This window comes from Wolbachia endosymbiont (group A) of Volucella inflata (assembly GCF_947250665.1).
Taxonomy (GTDB): domain Bacteria; phylum Pseudomonadota; class Alphaproteobacteria; order Rickettsiales; family Anaplasmataceae; genus Wolbachia; species Wolbachia pipientis.
In genome coordinates, this window is record NZ_OX366338.1 from 94,838 (window position 1) to 112,653 (window position 17,816).

The window sequence follows — 17,816 nt, forward strand, 5'->3', positions numbered from 1 at the left end:
ATTTAATATATAGGAATATGATGGATTATGCTTTATAAGAAGTGCAAAAACTGCTCAAGCTTATACAGTAACCTGCGGAGCCACTTCAGCAGAATAAACAAACATATGCCACTATTAGTAGAGAATTATTTATAAGTCAACTAACTTTTTCAAAAAATACTTTAGTAAAAGTACCATGCTAGTTAGTGTTATAAAGAATTCAATTGTTTACTCTTTCAAAAAAGGTCGTATATTTTTGAGAACGAGTTGCGTAAAAATAGGGTTATAAAAATAGAAGCTTAAAATTCTTGCACCGAAGCTAGGCTCTGTGGACAAAAAATATGAAAAGAGAGAAAAAGATGGTAGTTTAGCCTAATAGGTAAAAAATGGAGAAACTACCATATGCAATATTACATCAAAGAGGAAAATTGGAAACAAATTTTAGAGTTCATAAAAAGCGTAAAAGGAATGCACAGCAAAGATGAAAAACGTTTAAGAATATTCATAGAGGCAGTGTGGTACATAGTGCGAAGTGGTTGCCAATGGAGACTTTTACCAAAAACTTATGGTAATTACAGGAATATACATAAGCGATTTAAAAGATGGTGTGAAAGAGATGTCTGGAAAAAATTGCTTGAATATACTAAACAAGAGCCTGATTTAGAAGTTGCTATAATCGACGGTACGATCATCCGAGCCCATCCATGTTCATCTGGATATACAAAAAACTCCAAGGATCAAGAAGCTTTAGGGAGGAGCAAAGGTGGCTTTACAACTAAAATACATGCGCTTGTCGATGCACTTGGAAATCCACTTAAATTTACTCTGACTCCTGGTCAAAGAAATGAAATTACGCAGGCACAAGTGTTGACCGAAAGTATCTATAACTCTACTGTAGTAGCTGACAAGGGCTACGATAGCAATGCCTTTGTTACAAGTCTTGAAGACAAGGGATGTACAGTAGTTATTCCGCCAAAACGGAATCGAAAAGTGCAAAGGTATTACGATGAGCATATCTACAAAGAACGTCATTTGATTGAGTGTTTTTTTGGTAAAATTAAAAATTTTAGGCGCATTTTTTCCAGATTTGATAAAACTGCTGAGGTTTTTATGGGTTTTCTCAATTTTGTTGGAGCTCTTGTATGGCTTCTCTAAAATTTTGTCCACAGAGCCTAGGTAAATTAGTTCGTATGTAGATTTAGCGAAAGTGAGCCAATATGAATGATTTTAGCGTATAATAAAATCACCATATAAAAAAGTTCGCACGGATCTAGCGGTAGACCATGCCATCCCAAAGAAAAATGTTCTCACGGTTATTATTTTTAATTAAACAAAAGCGACCATATTATTAATTTAATGACAAAAAATATTGAAATATATACCTATTGAAATAATGTTATTAATCATAAAAAGATAACTTTACTTTGTTGATTTTTTCAACTATCATGTAAATAGTTTAGTATAGCGATTCAATATGTTAGCAGGGAATAAAGAGTCCGGTAAATCACCTAATAGTAAGAGCACTCTAGAAAAGTCAGATTTTGTTACTAGAGAACCTATTTCCATTTTCAATGGGATAAAAAATGCAAAGAATGAAGAGGAAAAAAAGAAGCTTAATCAACTTTTAGAGACACTAAGGAAGAAATTGCCTGAGGGCTTTAAGATAGGAGCTGCTATAGGTGAAGGGGATTGTTTCTTTGATTCCATAGCTCAAGGATTGAACGAGCTAAAGGATAAAGGTCTGATTGCAGGTAGTAAAGGATTTAGTGTAAAGTCTTTGCGGGAAAATTGTAAGCAATATGCACAACAAGTTAGTCAATCAAAAAAAGGTTCATGGCTGGGTAGTGCTTTAAAAGGAGAAGGTGAAAAACTTTGTGAATATATTCCGCGTATTGAATTTACTGCAGAAGACATTGAAAATACAAGCTCTGATTCAGAAATAAAAATTCTAAAGTTGGAAAACGCTATATGGGGAAGACCTGAAATTGAAGGAAAAATGATATGCGAAAAGTATGGCGTGAAAGTTAGGACTATAGAATTGAGAGATAAAGAGATAGATGGATTATATGTTACTAAAGGTAAGGTAGGTACAGGTAATAATATTATTTACATAGTGAATTACAGGAACCATTTTGTACCACTTCTTAGTAATATTGAAAAAGATATAAGGAGAAGCATAAAAGTTTCTAGAGAGGAAGCTTACGGTAATGTGGTAGGTTCAAATTCAAACAATATTTCTCAATCTTACATTTCTACACCATTACAAGATATTGAAAACCCCACATACAAACAAAGTGGTTGCTCAAGAAGTCCAAGTAAGGAAAATCATAAAACGAGTAAAAAACGTGGACGTTCTGTCACAGACAAAGATAATAAAGCACCAAAAAGGGTGCGCATGGATGTCAATGTTACTAGTAATGAAGATTCAGAATTCCCTAGTGATTTACAAGATGAACCTAAACAGAATGAATTAGATAATACTTGTCAAACTAAGCAATACATTCCTCATCATTTGATAGGGCTTATGTATCGATTAGACTTATCAGTGCTTTGCTCACTTAGAAAGTCTACGTATGAACATAAATATCCTTCATTGTCATTAGCGTTTGAAGATTCTGAAATTGATATGTTTAGTAATATTGTTCTTCGTTACGAAAAGAAGTCTATTCATATACGAATTGAAAATGTAGACGAATATTGTATAGATAATGATATTAGCTATGCTAAATTATTTACTAAAGAAAGACGAAGTTCTTCTATTAATAGTTACTTTGGTAGTTTTGTTAAACATCTAATCTCTAAATCAGGTAGTTTATCAAATAATGTAGAATATCTTATTGTCTATACTAATTCAGGCTTGGATCTTACAGAAAAAAAGGAATTAAAAAAAGGACAGTTGAGAAATTTTTATCCTTTTAAATTTGATAGCATAAATACAGAGGAATGTGACATTTTAAAAGACTTTTTGTTTACAAATGATAATACGCAAGGGAGTGGTTTTTATCAATTTTTGCAGGATGAGGCAACAAGAGAAGAACTTTTAGGACAATTAGAATTTTCTCCTGCTATGCGAAAAGCAATAAAAGGGAGAAAACTTTCTCAAGAGTTTGAAAAAGAAACAAAAGAAGCATTTTTGGATAAATTAGTACTTGCAGTTAATCAGCCTAATAGAGAAGAACTGAGCAACATCGTTAAAAACGAAATAAAAAAAAATAGTAAAGTTCAAGACGATTATATAGCATTACAAGAAAGAATATTGTGTGATTTAACAGCTCCAGAAAAGGATAAAAAACTTAAGAATTATATATCTGGAGTTATATATGAATTCAATTTATTAATACTCTTCTTGCATGAAATGTTCTTGAATAAAAACATGCTTTCCATGAGTTTTGAGGAAAAAAGCCGTGATACATCTAATAATATTACTATTAATTATAAAGATAGAGTTACTTATGTAAAAGCTCATAATGCAGATAGTAATATTGGTTATGATCAGTTATTTCCCTCCAAAAGACAGGAAAGAAAGAATACGTTTTCTATTAATAAATGTTTTACTCTTTTCATTGAAAAATTAGAAAATGATAAGGATATAAAATATTTTATTATCTATACTGATGCAGATCTAGACCTTACAGAAGAAAAAAAATTAAAAAAAGGGCAATCTAAAGATTCTTATCCTTTAAAATTTGATAGTATAGATATTCGAGAAAAAAGATATAAAATTTTAAGAAATTATTCGTGTATAAATGGGAATGGTCTTTATCAATTTGTGCAAGAAGGAACAACAAGAGAGAAACTTTTAAGTCTATTAAAGCTTCCACCTTCTTTGCATAAAGAAGAAGAGAAAGGAAGACTCTCTGATGAGAATGAAATAGAAATAAAAGAGAAATTTTTAGATAAACTAATACTTGCAGTTAACCAACCTAATAGGGGAAATTTGAATAGTGTTATTAGAAATGAGATAGGTAAGTCTGATATTCCATATAATTACGAGAAATTACATGAAGTAGCGTTACGTTGGTCAGAATCTCATGAATTTGACCCTATTACGAAAGGAATAATGGAAAAGCTTTTGGAAGATATAAAAAATAATAGATCTAGTTATCAGAAAATTCAAAATAAAAACATTGATGAAGAAATTAAATTTGCTAAAAGTTTGGTTGGTAAAAAAGGAACACCTGCATTTAATCAGTTCTTAAGTTTTTTAATTAAAGGAGAAGGAAAAAAATATCTGAAAGTCATGAAAAAAGAAGGAATAAGCTTAACTAATGTGTCCAGTATCTTAGGCGGAGCGAGAGGTAAAGCTCCTACAGCATTTAAAGGCTTATATGGTCTATGGTTTGACAAAGAGGGAAACAAAACTCAATATTTAAAAACCCTAGAAAAAGAGGGAATAAATCTAGCTAATATATCTAGTATTTTGAATAGAGCAAGAGGTAAAGCTCCCACAGCGTTTAAAGACTTATATGATCTGTGGTTTGATGAAGAAGGAAATAAAACTCAATATTTAAAAACTCTAGAAAGAAAAGGAGTAAATTTGGCTAGCACGTCTAGTATTTTAAGTGGAGCAAGAGCTAAAGCTTCTACGGCATTTAAAGACTTACATGATCTATGGTTTGATAAAGATGGGAATGAAACTCAATATTTAAAAACTCTAGGAGAAGAAAAAATAAATTTAACTAATATGTCCAGTATTTTAAGTGGGGCTGGGGCTAATGCTGCAACAGCATTTAAAGGCTTGTATGATCTGTGGTTTGATGAAGATGGGAATAAAACTCAATATTTAAAAACTCTAGGAGAAGAAAAAATAAATTTAACTAATATGTCCAGTATTTTAAGTGGGGCTGGGGCTAATGCTGCAACAGCATTTAAAGGCTTATATGATCTGTGGTTTGATGAAGATGGGAATAAAACTCAATATCTAAAAACTCTAGAAGAGGAAGGAATAGATCTAACTAATATGTCCAGTATTTTGCATGGAGTAGGAGCTAATGCTACAAAAGCATTTAAAGGCTTATATGATCTGTGGTTTGATGAAGACGGGAATAAAACTCAATATCTGAAAACTCTAGAAGAAGAAGGAATAAGTCTAACTAATATGTCCAGTATTTTGCATGGAGTAGGAGCTAATGCTACAAAAGCATTTAAAGGCTTATATGATCTGTGGTTTGATGAAGACGGGAATAAAACTCAATATCTGAAAACTCTAGAAGAAGAAGGAATAAGTCTAACTAATATGTCCAATATCTTGCATGGAGTAGGAACTAATGCTGCAACAGCTTTTAAAAACTTATATAATCTATGGTTTGACGTGAAAGGAAATAAAACTCAACATCTGAAAATTCTGGAAGAAAAAGGAATAGATCTAACTAATATGTCCAGTATTTTAGGTGGATCAGGAACTAATATTGCAACAGCTTTCAAAGACTTATATGACCTTTGGCTTGATGAAGAAGGAAATAAAACTCAATGTTTAAAAACTCTAGACAAAGAAGGAGTAAGTCTAACTAATATGTCCAATATTTTAGGCGGAGCAGGAGCTAATGCTGCAACAGCTTTTAAAAATCTATATTACCTATGGTTTGGTGAAGAAGGAAATAAAACTCAATATTTAAAAACCCTAGAAAAAGAGGGAATAAATCTAGCTAATATATCCAGTATTTTGCATGGAGTAGGTACTAATGCTGTAACAGCTTTCAAAGACTTATATGGTCTGTGGTTTGATGAAGAAGGAAATAAAACTCAATACTTAAAAACTCTAGAAGAAAAAGGGATAAACCTAACTAATATGTCTAGTATTTTGAATGGAGCAGGAGTTAATGCTGCAGCAGCTTTCAAAAGTTTGTATGATCTGTGGTTTGATGAAGAAGGAAATAAAACTCAATATTTAAAAATTTTAGAAAAAGACGGAATGAGTCTAACTAATATATCCAGTATTTTGCATGGAGCAGGAGCTAATGCTTCTAAAGCTTTTAAAGAACTATGTGATACTTTTTTTGATGAGCAAGGAAATAGAGAACAGCTTTTAAAGCACTTTTGTATTGAGGAAAAAGGTGGAGAAAAAAGCTTTAAGCCAAGTAACTTATCCGGTATTTTAAGTAAAGCAGGAACTAGAGCTAGATATGCTTTTGAAAAATTGCATAATGTCTGTTTTAATGATGAAGGAAAAAGAACAAAACTTTTAGATGATTTCTATAAAGCAGGCTTTAGCCCAAGTAACTTATCCTCTGCATTATGTGGAACAGGAGCTCGTGCTTCTTCTATCTTAAAAAGATTGCATAATGTCTGTTTTAATGATGAAGGAAAAAGAACAAAACTTTTAGATGATTTCTGTAAGGTAGGTTTTAGGCCGGGTAATTTATGTAGTATGTTGAGTGGAGCAAAGAATAATCTAGAAAAGAGTCTGAAGAGGTTTCATGATTTTTGTTTTATAGGAGACACAAAAAGATACTTAAATCGTTTCTTAAGCAAGAAAGAAAGTTTTACGCTGAGTAACTTATCTAAGATATTACATGGAGCAGGAGATAATATTTGCCCTACTTTAAAAAATTTTCATGATGTTTGTTTTGATGAGAAAGGAAACGAAACACAGCTTTTAGGTAACTTTCGTAAGGCAGGTTTTACGCCAAGTGATTTATCTAATATATTATCCATGTCGGGAAATAATGCCACTTTTGTTTTAAGAAACTTTCATAAAGTTTGTTTTAATGAAGAAAATTATTTAAATCACTTCTTGGCCGAGAAAAAGCTTTTTACGCCGAAAGATTTATCTAGAATACTACATGGAGTAGGAATTGATGTTTGTTCTATTTTTGAAAGATTGCATGACCTTTGTTTTGATAAAGAGGGAAACAAAACAAAATATTTAAACAATCTCATCAAAAATGGTCGTTATAAGATATCTGATATATTACATGAACAAGTTAAAAAAGCTTCTCCTATTTTTTTAGATAAACAGAATATTAGTAAAGGAGACAAAGTAACTAATGCATCGAGTAATTCATCCGGTAAAACGGAGCAAGAACAAAACTTGGGTAGTTTACAACAAGGTGATTCTAAAATTAAGAGAAAAACCCGGAAGAGTACCGTAAACTGGAGCGAAAACGTGCAAGAAACTGATGACGTAATAGACGATAATCCTGAAACTTATTTAAGTTGTATGGTCCCAGAGTGTGATGGTGTGGATTTAGTATAAATAATTCTGGAGACTGTGTCCACTGATAACATATAAATTCATAAGGAGTAAGACCCTTAAGAGTTTTGAGTCTCTTTGCATAATTATAAGCCATAACAAAGTTATAAAGGTGTTCTTTAAGTTGCTGGTGCGATTGATAGTAATACTTCTTAACTGTAGCATCCTTTAAAGTTTTATTCATACGCTCGACTTGCCCATTCGTCCAAGGATGGCTAACTTTTGTCAAACGATGTTCAATAACATTCTCTTCGCAAACTCTATCAAATATATGTTGGAAAGCATACTTATGACGCTTCTGGTTTGTAAATTGTATACCGTTATCTGTCAAAATAGTATGGATTTTATACGGTAAAATTCTAATCAAATTACGTAAGAACTCAGCAGCTATGGGTTTTGTAGCACTGTTACGCAACTCAACATAGGTAAATTTGGATGTCCTATCAATAGCAACAAACAAATGTAATTTGCCCTCCTCAGTTCTAACTTCAGCAATATCAATATGAAAGTAACCGATAGGATATTGTTTGAATTTCTTTTTTGACTTAACTTCTCCATCAACAGTTGGTAATCTGCTAATGTTGTGTCTTTGTAAACAACGATGCAAGCTAGAGCGAGTCAAATGCGGAATTGTAGACTGCAGAGCGTAAAGGCAATCATCTAGTGGCAGTAGTGTATACTTGCGAAATGTAACTATTATAGCTTCCTCTTCTAGCGTTAAAACAGTCGATCTTGGACGCTTTGGACCCATATCAGCATCTTTCGTAAATGAACGTTTTCTCCACTTAATAATAGTTTTTGGATTAAGGTTATAATGCTTGGAGAGTTTTGCTATGCTCTCTTTTCTATTTTGTATTGCTCTACGAATCGTCTGTGTTGTTTTGGCGCACCCATGTAATATTTGTCCCATAACTCCTCCTTTGATGGTATTTTTTTCTCATATTTTATCATACCATCACACTCTGGGACTGTACATGAACAATATATTTAGTAATGATAATAAGGAACTTAAAAAACTACGGGACAAACTCTTTGGTAAATTAAAAAAGAAAATAATGACTGATGAAAAGAACAACCAGGCAGCTAAGAACGTTAATGATCAAATCACAAAGTCTAAAACTACTGAAAGTAAATTAAGTAATTTACTGGAATTTAAAAAACAGCTAGAAGCTTTCCTGAAGGATCAAGATAATCGCGGTATTGTGTTGAATGAGATTGACTCTATAAGTGTTGCCCCAGTTGTTGAAGTTAATGGTATAAATCCAAAATGGAGTAAGATTAAAAAGTTAAAAAAAGCTCAACCTCTCACCTCTAACAGACAAGACTTTGAAAACGCTCTAGGCTCTGTGGACAAAAAATATGAAAAGAGAGAAAAAGATGGTAGTTTAGCCTAATAGGTAAAAAATGGAGAAACTACCATATGCAATATTACATCAAAGAGGAAAATTGGAAACAAATTTTAGAGTTCATAAAAAGCGTAAAAGGAATGCACAGCAAAGATGAAAAACGTTTAAGAATATTCATAGAGGCAGTGTGGTACATAGTGCGAAGTGGTTGCCAATGGAGACTTTTACCAAAAACTTATGGTAATTACAGGAGTATACATAAGCGATTTAAAAGATGGTGTGAAAGAGATGTCTGGAAAAAATTGCTTGAATATACTAAACAAGAGCCTGATTTAGAAGTTGCTATAATCGACGGTACGATCATCCGAGGCCATCCATGTTCATCTGGATATACAAAAAACTCCAAGGATCAAGAAGCTTTAGGGAGGAGCAAAGGTGGCTTTACAACTAAAATACATGCGCTTGTCGATGCACTTGGAAATCCACTTAAATTTACTCTGACTCCTGGTCAAAGAAATGAAATTACGCAGGCACAAGTGTTGACCGAAAGTATCTATAACTCTACTGTAGTAGCTGACAAGGGCTACGATAGCAATGCCTTTGTTACAAGTCTTGAAGACAAGGGATGTACAGTAGTTATTCCGCCAAAACGGAATCGAAAAGTGCAAAGGTATTACGATGAGCATATCTACAAAGAACGTCATTTGATTGAGTGTTTTTTTGGTAAAATTAAAAATTTTAGGCGCATTTTTTCCAGATTTGATAAAACTGCTGAGGTTTTTATGGGTTTTCTCAATTTTGTTGGAGCTCTTGTATGGCTTCTCTAAAATTTTGTCCACAGAGCCTAGTTTACTACAGAAAGAAATTTATATCAAACAACTACCACTGCTTAGACCGTATGGTTGATGAATATGTGCTTTAAATTTGTGTGGGCGCACATATTCATCAACCTATTTTCTATACAGATTTTAAAAATTTACGTTGACTGCTTCTTTAAGTCTTGCATTAGCAATCACTATAATTTTACGCATTAGAGCTGTTATAGCTACCATCTTTTTTTTACCTCTACCAATGAGATCAGAATAAAAAGCACCAAGTACAGATTTAGACTTTGCAGCAGCCATAGCAGCAGTAAAAAGCTTTGCACGAACATTGCTTCTACCACCTGTTATCCTTCGGTAACCAATAGTTTTACCGCTTTCTTTTGGATGCGGGGCAACTCAAGCAAGACTTGCAACTTCTTTTTTGTTTAAGTAGCCAAGTTCTGGCATCAGGCATACAAAATCTTGAGATAACTTGATACCTATTCCCGGTACTGTTCTAAGTATTTTTTGGCGCTTTTGTAACTCTAGATTTTCATCAATGATTTTTTGTATTGCATTATTGATCTCATTTATCTGACCGTTAAAAAAGTCAATGGTTTTTTGGCAACTTTCTTTTATATGCTCGTTTTCAGGTGCTTTCAGTCTACATTTCTCTTGAACTCTCATTTGTGTAATGTCATCACGTCGTTGACAAAGTGCAACTAAGGCTGTTTGTTCTTTTGACATAGGCACAAATAGAGATAGAGTACTATAGCATTCACATCCATATTGAGCAAGAGCTCTTGCATCTGATTGATCAGACTTTGCTAAAGTTCCATGAGATATGACAAAGCTTTTTACTTTGCGAGTATTAGCTCGATGTACAGCAACATTCTTATCAACAAGAAAATGTGCTAAGCCAAGCTCATATTTTCCAGTGTTTTCCAAAGTTACTAGGCTCTGTGGACAAAATTTTAGAGAAGCCATACAAGAGCTCCAACAAAATTGAGAAAACCCATAAAAACCTCAGCAGTTTTATCAAATCTGGAAAAAATGCGCCTAAAATTTTTAATTTTACCAAAAAAACACTCAATCAAATGACGTTCTTTGTAGATATGCTCATCGTAATACCTTTGCACTTTTCGATTCCGTTTTGGCGGAATAACTACTGTACATCCCTTGTCTTCAAGACTTGTAACAAAGGCATTGCTATCGTAGCCCTTGTCAGCTACTACAGTAGAGTTATAGATACTTTCGGTCAACACTTGTGCCTGCGTAATTTCATTTCTTTGACCAGGAGTCAGAGTAAATTTAAGTGGATTTCCAAGTGCATCGACAAGCGCATGTATTTTAGTTGTAAAGCCACCTTTGCTCCTCCCTAAAGCTTCTTGATCCTTGGAGTTTTTTGTATATCCAGATGAACATGGATGGCCTCGGATGATCGTACCGTCGATTATAGCAACTTCTAAATCAGGCTCTTGTTTAGTATATTCAAGCAATTTTTTCCAGACATCTCTTTCACACCATCTTTTAAATCGCTTATGTATACTCCTGTAATTACCATAAGTTTTTGGTAAAAGTCTCCATTGGCAACCACTTCGCACTATGTACCACACTGCCTCTATGAATATTCTTAAACGTTTTTCATCTTTGCTGTGCATTCCTTTTACGCTTTTTATGAACTCTAAAATTTGTTTCCAATTTTCCTCTTTGATGTAATATTGCATATGGTAGTTTCTCCATTTTTTACCTATTAGGCTAAACTACCATCTTTTTCTCTCTTTTCATATTTTTTGTCCACAGAGCCTAGGAAAGATGGAATTTAACCATCACAAAATCACGACTTTCGGGTCGCACTAGCTGTACGAACATTGTGATTTGAGAGCAATTTCCACAAGGGAGGATGTCATCCCAGTGCTCCTTTTTTTGTCATCCCAGTGCTTGACACTGGGATCCAGCTTTTTTGTAATTTTATTGAAAATGTTGTATAGTCGTTTGTTTACAATCAATTTTTCTGGATCCAAGTAGTCTGGGCACTGCCTTTGTGTTTGAGGCAAAACCTGCTATAACATTTAACATACTGCTTTCACAAACGAATGTTTGTACAGTTGTGGGCGGTATGACGTAGGGAAACCTTTCTTGGGTTAGCTATAATTACTGGATATCTTCAGTTTTTACATATAACATTTTAATATAAAATATAGATTCAAATTAATGTTTTTAAGAGTATTTAAAAATATATTCTTATTTCTAGTAAGTATATTATTCATCTGCCCAATATTATCATTAATATCAATTCTATTTACAGAATCAGCAAGTTCTGGATGGGTAATTAGTACACTTTTCCCTGAATATATACTGAATACGTTAATTTTGATGATAGGAGTGGGGGGAATATCTTTCATATTTGGAGTAATTCCAGCGTGGCTCACCACATTTTTTTCATTTCCTGGAAGTAAAATTTTTGAGATTGCTTTGTTCTTTCCGATATCGATTCCCGGATATATAGTAGCGTTTGTCTATGTAAATACACTAGAGTTTTCAGGTCCGGTGCAGAGCTCATTAAGAGACATTTTAGATTGGAGCAAAGGTGACTATTGGTTTCCTGAAATAAAATCTCTAGGTGGTGGAATATTAGTAATGGGATTTAGTTTATATCCATACGTTTATATGTTAGTCCGCTCAAGTCTAAAGAATGTTAGTAACTCAGTCACTATTGCATCAACACTTGGGTTCTCCTCATTGAAGAGCCTGTTTTCTGTCATCATACCCTCCATACGCCCATCAATTATAGCAGGGTTATCCTTGGTACTAATGGAAGTAATTACAGATTTCGGCACACCACAGTTTCTTGCTATTGATACTTTCACGACAGGAATATATCGCACCTGGTTTTTACTGCATGACAAATATTCAACTACTGTTTTAGCAGTTGCAGAATTGATTTTCGTTGTAACACTAATAGCTATCGAAAAAAAACTACAAAAAAAAGGAATATCCTACTCTTCAATCAATACCAATTCAGATTATCACAATAAACGGAGTGTGAGTGGTGCTATACCGTTAATTTGCACTTATATTATGTGTGCATTACCAATATTGATAGGTTTTGCTTTGCCAGTGATCCCACTTATATATTGGAGCATAGAGAAGGGGTTGTTCATATACGAAGCAAGATTCTATAATATAATAGCAAATAGCGTTAGTTTATCATTCATCACTGCACTAATCTCAATTAGCATTGCAATAATTATTGGATATACGGCGCGTAAAAATAAGGTAATCAATAATGTAGCACGTCTCATTTCTTTAGGCTACGCAATTCCAAATGCAATTATCGCAATTAGCATAATAATATTTTTAAGCAGAATATCCTCTTTCATTACTCAATATATTGTGGAAATTAGCTTGGTAGGAACTATTGGCGCTTTAATTTACTCATATTTATTTCGTTTTTTTGCTATATCTTTCAAGGCGGTAGAGTCAGGGCTCAAAAAAACACCAAATGAAATTGAGTGGACTGCATATACCATGGGTCATGGGCCTATTTCCACATGTTTGAATGTTCATATCCCTCTCATCAAGAAGAGTATATTATCGGGATTTTTGCTCATATTTATGGATACTATCAAAGAGCTCACAGCAACACTCATTATAAGACCATTTAATTTTGAAACTATATCAACTAGAATATATGAACTTGTAAGCGATGAGCGCTATAGAGAAGCTGCCCCATTTTCGTTAATGATAGTTATAATAGGCTTAATCTCTACAATAACCTTATTTACACTTGATGATAAGGATAAAAAATAAACTATTTTGATAGTTAATGGGGTCTAGTTTTGATGTATGGACTATCCAAAGAAAAGGGTGGTATCATAACTTCAAAAACTTTTATGCTTTCTTCATTCAGAAATTCATACTTACCCTGCATTATTCCTGACGGTACATTTAAGTATGTTCCACTTGTGTATTTAAATACCTCTCCAGATTTTATCACAGGCTGTTCTCCGATAACACCAACTCCGGCAATTTCATTTACTTTGCCCTTATAATCTATTATTTGCCAATGACGACTTAACAATTGAATAGTTGATTGGCTTTTGTTTTTTATCTTAACGTTATACATCCATACATAGCAATTTTCATAAGGAATGGATTGCTCTTCAATGTAAATTGGTAAAACTGTAACTTCAACAAAGTTGGTAGTCAATGTGTATTCTAGAATCATTATAGAATATTCATGATAAAAAGATAATATTCTAATTATATACTTTTTTCATAGATTTTTCAAGTATACTTTAATTAGGAAATTGTAAGTTAAAAATGTGATATAAAAGAGATAAGAGGGAAAGATAACCCTACTCACTATAGGAATAGGGCTATCACGGGCATGTGCGACCGAAGAGCCATTGGTATTACAACCGTTCAGATCAAGGTACACTAGCCCCATCTCTCGATACGTTTGAATAGTTGCATGGGACATATGTATGCACCCGTTTACAATCTTAAATTAATTAAACTATCGAGGTTATTTATTATGATTACATCTTATCAAAATTTCATTGGAATTGATATCGGAAAATTTAAAAATGTTGCCGCAACTCACAACCAAAAGAGCACTATCAAGTTTGACAATGATGCTACTGGTTGGCAACAGTTGTTTCAAAAATTTTCAGATATCCTACCTAATTCTCTAGGCTCTGTGGACAAAAAATATGAAAAGAGAGAAAAAGATGGTAGTTTAGCCTAATAGGTAAAAAATGGAGAAACTACCATATGCAATATTACATCAAAGAGGAAAATTGGAAACAAATTTTAGAGTTCATAAAAAGCGTAAAAGGAATGCACAGCAAAGATGAAAAACGTTTAAGAATATTCATAGAGGCAGTGTGGTACATAGTGCGAAGTGGTTGCCAATGGAGACTTTTACCAAAAACTTATGGTAATTACAGGAGTATACATAAGCGATTTAAAAGATGGTGTGAAAGAGATGTCTGGAAAAAATTGCTTGAATATACTAAACAAGAGCCTGATTTAGAAGTTGCTATAATCGACGGTACGATCATCCGAGGCCATCCATGTTCATCTGGATATACAAAAAACTCCAAGGATCAAGAAGCTTTAGGGAGGAGCAAAGGTGGCTTTACAACTAAAATACATGCGCTTGTCGATGCACTTGGAAATCCACTTAAATTTACTCTGACTCCTGGTCAAAGAAATGAAATTACGCAGGCACAAGTGTTGACCGAAAGTATCTATAACTCTACTGTAGTAGCTGACAAGGGCTACGATAGCAATGCCTTTGTTACAAGTCTTGAAGACAAGGGATGTACAGTAGTTATTCCGCCAAAACGGAATCGAAAAGTGCAAAGGTATTACGATGAGCATATCTACAAAGAACGTCATTTGATTGAGTGTTTTTTTGGTAAAATTAAAAATTTTAGGCGCATTTTTTCCAGATTTGATAAAACTGCTGAGGTTTTTATGGGTTTTCTCAATTTTGTTGGAGCTCTTGTATGGCTTCTCTAAAATTTTGTCCACAGAGCCTAGAGAATTAGGTAGGATATCTGAAAATTTTTGAAACAACTGTTGCCAACCAGTAGCATCATTGTCAAACTTGATAGTGCTCTTTTGGTTGTGAGTTGCGGCAACATTTTTAAATTTTCCGATATCAATTCCAATGAAATTTTGATAAGATGTAATCATAATAAATAACCTCGATAGTTTAATTAATTTAAGATTGTAAACGGGTGCATACATATGTCCCATGCAACTATTCAAACGTATCGAGAGATGGGGCTAGTGTACCTTGATCTGAACGGTTGTAATACCAATGGCTCTTCGGTCGCACATGCCCGTGATAGCCCTATTCCTATAGTGAGTAGGGTTATCTTTCCCTCTTATCTCTTTTATATCACATTTTTAACTTACAATGGCTCTAAACTTCCTCCAGGGTGGTTGTGAGCTAATATTATTGATGCTGCCTTCCTTCCGATTGCATTTTCTACCACTTCCCTTTCATATAGATGCACTTCATCTATTGTACCAAAATGCACGTCGTCGTCTATAAAACGGCGCTGTGTATCCAAATATATTATCTGGACAGCTTCTCTCGCTGAGAGGCCTATACTTACCCTTATATATTCTATGAGCTTTTCGTTACCCATTACCGGTCCTCTCTTTAACCCTTCTCTTAGTGCCCTCTTGTTAGCTTCCTTAACACATGTAATCACTACAACTGCAGGTTTAGTTACTCCTTTTATCATTTGCAGTTCATCTATTTCCCGACCTAGAATGCCTCCTATTCCTGTACAAGTATTCACTAGATTTTTAGTGATAGCTTGAGCTTGGTTACTGTCGTGTACTGAACTTAGAAGCGTTTCTATTATTTCATCATCACGTAGAGCTTTACCTCCACTGTTCAATGCTCTAAATTCTATTTCTTTTCTACGATCTTTACTTTTATTCTTATTATTCATATAATATATCCTTCACTAATAATAAATTTTTTTAAATGTTTACTGCTATTTTTTTAGCAGTATTGGCATAAGGCCATAGCTTTCGGGCGAAGTCAAATCAATTTTTCAATTTTTTTGTTTATTTTTTTATGGAAATATAAAAGATATTAATAACTGCTGATTTCTTTAAGCAATGTCGTTTTTAGACTCGTATTTTCAAAGGCGACATAAATCTATTGCTTCAGCAGGTATACCTATTGTTTGGGAAATGGCGTCAACAGAAACACCTAATATAAGTAGGTTATTTGCAACTTTGATTCCCTCTGCTTTGTCAATCTTTTCTTTGTAAATTTGCCTTCTTTGGGATAAAAATTCTACCCATATACCCAGTTCGTCTAGTGATTCTTGATCGTCAATTTTTTGACACTCTCTCGCCAAACTTAATCGCTCATTTTCTCCTTCACTATCTTCATAATAATCTTCTTTCGTTGGTTTAGTTATAAGATCGTCAACATCCTTTGATAATTCTACTGCTATTCCCCATAACGTTTCACCTAAAATGATAACGTTCCCTTGTTCACAGTTGTGTATTTTCGAACGTGATACACCGAGCTTTTCTGCTAAATATTCTTGAGCATATCCTTGTACTATCCTCCAATTTTTTATCTCTTCTCCTTCGTTTTGACGCTTAGGTATTTTTTTCTCTTTGTCGTCGTATTCATCAGCTAATAAACCAGTCGCTTGGTAGATAATGTCAACAGAAAACCCTGCTTTAAGTAGATTTTGCGCTATTCTTACCCTTGCCTCTTTTGCATTACTTTCCTTCTGAGCTCGGACAGATTGGGTCAATGCATAAATTGCCTTGCGTGATTCTCGCGTTCTTGTTTGTGTCGTGAGATTGTATATTGCTTGTTCCTTGGCTTTATCAAAACAACAGTTTTCTCTTAGGTGTACAGTCCCAGAGTGTGATGGTATGATAAAATATGAGAAAAAAATACCATCAAAGGAGGAGTTATGGGACAAATATTACATGGGTGCGCCAAAACAACACAGACGATTCGTAGAGCAATACAAAATAGAAAAGAGAGCATAGCAAAACTCTCCAAGCATTATAACCTTAATCCAAAAACTATTATTAAGTGGAGAAAACGTTCATTTACGAAAGATGCTGATATGGGTCCAAAGCGTCCAAGATCGACTGTTTTAACGCTAGAAGAGGAAGCTATAATAGTTACATTTCGCAAGTATACACTACTGCCACTAGATGATTGCCTTTACGCTCTGCAGTCTACAATTCCGCATTTGACTCGCTCTAGCTTGCATCGTTGTTTACAAAGACACAACATTAGCAGATTACCAACTGTTGATGGAGAAGTTAAGTCAAAAAAGAAATTCAAACAATATCCTATCGGTTACTTTCATATTGATATTGCTGAAGTTAGAACTGAGGAGGGCAAATTACATTTGTTTGTTGCTATTGATAGGACATCCAAATTTACCTATGTTGAGTTGCGTAACAGTGCTACAAAACCCATAGCTGCTGAGTTCTTACGTAATTTGATTAGAATTTTACCGTATAAAATCCATACTATTTTGACAGATAACGGTATACAATTTACAAACCAGAAGCGTCATAAGTATGCTTTCCAACATATATTTGATAGAGTTTGCGAAGAGAATGTTATTGAACATCGTTTGACAAAAGTTAGCCATCCTTGGACGAATGGGCAAGTCGAGCGTATGAATAAAACTTTAAAGGATGCTACAGTTAAGAAGTATTACTATCAATCGCACCAGCAACTTAAAGAACACCTTTATAACTTTGTTATGGCTTATAATTATGCAAAGAGACTCAAAACTCTTAAGGGTCTTACTCCTTATGAATTTATATGTTATCAGTGGACACAGTCTCCAGAATTATTTATACTAAATCCACACCATCACACTCTGGGACCATACACCTAGGGTTTTTGTTGCCAAAAATACATTTTTTAATTGAATAAAAATACAAAGTTATAAACAAGAGTTGTAATAA

11 protein-coding genes and 3 pseudogenes are annotated in these 17,816 nt (G+C 33.8%); 8 read left to right on the top strand and 6 right to left on the bottom strand.

What is annotated here, in order from left to right:
• Window positions 1-381: 381 nt before the first annotated feature.
• From OOK85_RS00490 to OOK85_RS00505, 4 genes are all read left to right on the top strand, one after another.
• The gene (locus tag OOK85_RS00490; RefSeq protein ID WP_264702604.1) at window positions 382-1,134 is read left to right on the top strand and encodes an IS5 family transposase; all 753 of its coding nucleotides are present in this window, start codon (window positions 382-384) and stop codon (window positions 1,132-1,134) included.
• A 319-nt stretch (window positions 1,135-1,453) separates the two neighbouring features.
• Complete coding sequence (locus tag OOK85_RS00495) at window positions 1,454-7,174, top strand: OTU domain-containing protein (protein ID WP_264703348.1); 5,721 nt, start codon at window positions 1,454-1,456, stop codon at window positions 7,172-7,174.
• Between the two features lie 971 nt (window positions 7,175-8,145).
• Window positions 8,146-8,565: a hypothetical protein gene (locus OOK85_RS00500; protein WP_264703352.1), complete on the top strand. Its 420-nt coding sequence runs from the start codon at window positions 8,146-8,148 to the stop codon at window positions 8,563-8,565.
• Window positions 8,566-8,591: 26 nt separating this feature from the next.
• Window positions 8,592-9,344 (top strand): IS5 family transposase, encoded by a 753-nt coding sequence (locus OOK85_RS00505; RefSeq protein ID WP_264702164.1) that lies wholly within the window; start codon window positions 8,592-8,594, stop codon window positions 9,342-9,344.
• A 141-nt stretch (window positions 9,345-9,485) separates the two neighbouring features.
• Here the strand turns inward: OOK85_RS00505 and OOK85_RS00510 are convergent.
• Both OOK85_RS00510 and OOK85_RS00515 read right to left on the bottom strand, forming a co-directional pair.
• Window positions 9,486-10,286, bottom strand: a pseudogene (locus OOK85_RS00510) (IS110 family RNA-guided transposase); the annotation flags it as partial.
• An 8-nt stretch (window positions 10,287-10,294) separates the two neighbouring features.
• The gene (locus OOK85_RS00515) at window positions 10,295-11,047 is read right to left on the bottom strand and encodes an IS5 family transposase (RefSeq protein ID WP_264702164.1); all 753 of its coding nucleotides are present in this window, start codon (window positions 11,045-11,047) and stop codon (window positions 10,295-10,297) included.
• A 487-nt stretch (window positions 11,048-11,534) separates the two neighbouring features.
• Here OOK85_RS00515 and OOK85_RS00520 point away from each other — a divergent pair, with 487 nt between their 5' ends.
• Window positions 11,535-13,133 carry an ABC transporter permease gene (locus OOK85_RS00520; RefSeq protein WP_264703354.1) on the top strand — a complete coding sequence of 533 codons (1,599 nt, stop codon included), beginning with the start codon at window positions 11,535-11,537 and terminating at the stop codon, window positions 13,131-13,133.
• Between the two features lie 13 nt (window positions 13,134-13,146).
• On the opposite strand, the gene apaG is transcribed toward OOK85_RS00520, so the two are convergent.
• Window positions 13,147-13,548 carry a Co2+/Mg2+ efflux protein ApaG gene (gene apaG, locus OOK85_RS00525; protein ID WP_179951370.1) on the bottom strand — a complete coding sequence of 134 codons (402 nt, stop codon included), beginning with the start codon at window positions 13,546-13,548 and terminating at the stop codon, window positions 13,147-13,149.
• Between the two features lie 312 nt (window positions 13,549-13,860).
• Here apaG and OOK85_RS00530 point away from each other — a divergent pair.
• Both OOK85_RS00530 and OOK85_RS00535 read left to right on the top strand, forming a co-directional pair.
• Window positions 13,861-14,043: pseudogene (locus tag OOK85_RS00530) on the top strand (IS110 family transposase); the annotation flags it as partial.
• A 56-nt stretch (window positions 14,044-14,099) separates the two neighbouring features.
• Complete coding sequence (locus OOK85_RS00535) at window positions 14,100-14,852, top strand: IS5 family transposase (protein ID WP_264702164.1); 753 nt, start codon at window positions 14,100-14,102, stop codon at window positions 14,850-14,852.
• A gap of 6 nt (window positions 14,853-14,858) precedes the next feature.
• On the opposite strand, the pseudogene OOK85_RS00540 reads toward OOK85_RS00535, so the two are convergent.
• The 3 genes and pseudogenes from OOK85_RS00540 to OOK85_RS00550 all read right to left on the bottom strand — a co-directional run.
• Window positions 14,859-15,029, bottom strand: a pseudogene (locus OOK85_RS00540) (IS110 family transposase); the annotation flags it as partial.
• Window positions 15,030-15,250: 221 nt separating this feature from the next.
• Entirely contained in the window at window positions 15,251-15,802 is a 552-nt protein-coding gene (locus tag OOK85_RS00545; protein WP_264703356.1) for a JAB domain-containing protein, read from the bottom strand.
• A gap of 195 nt (window positions 15,803-15,997) precedes the next feature.
• On the bottom strand, window positions 15,998-16,630 hold the full coding sequence (locus tag OOK85_RS00550; RefSeq protein ID WP_264703358.1) for a helix-turn-helix domain-containing protein: 633 nt from the start codon (window positions 16,628-16,630) through the stop codon (window positions 15,998-16,000).
• Window positions 16,631-16,795: 165 nt separating this feature from the next.
• On the opposite strand from OOK85_RS00550, the gene OOK85_RS00555 reads away from it, so the two are divergent.
• Complete coding sequence (locus OOK85_RS00555; protein ID WP_264702189.1) at window positions 16,796-17,746, top strand: IS481 family transposase; 951 nt, start codon at window positions 16,796-16,798, stop codon at window positions 17,744-17,746.
• Window positions 17,747-17,816 lie beyond the last annotated feature (70 nt).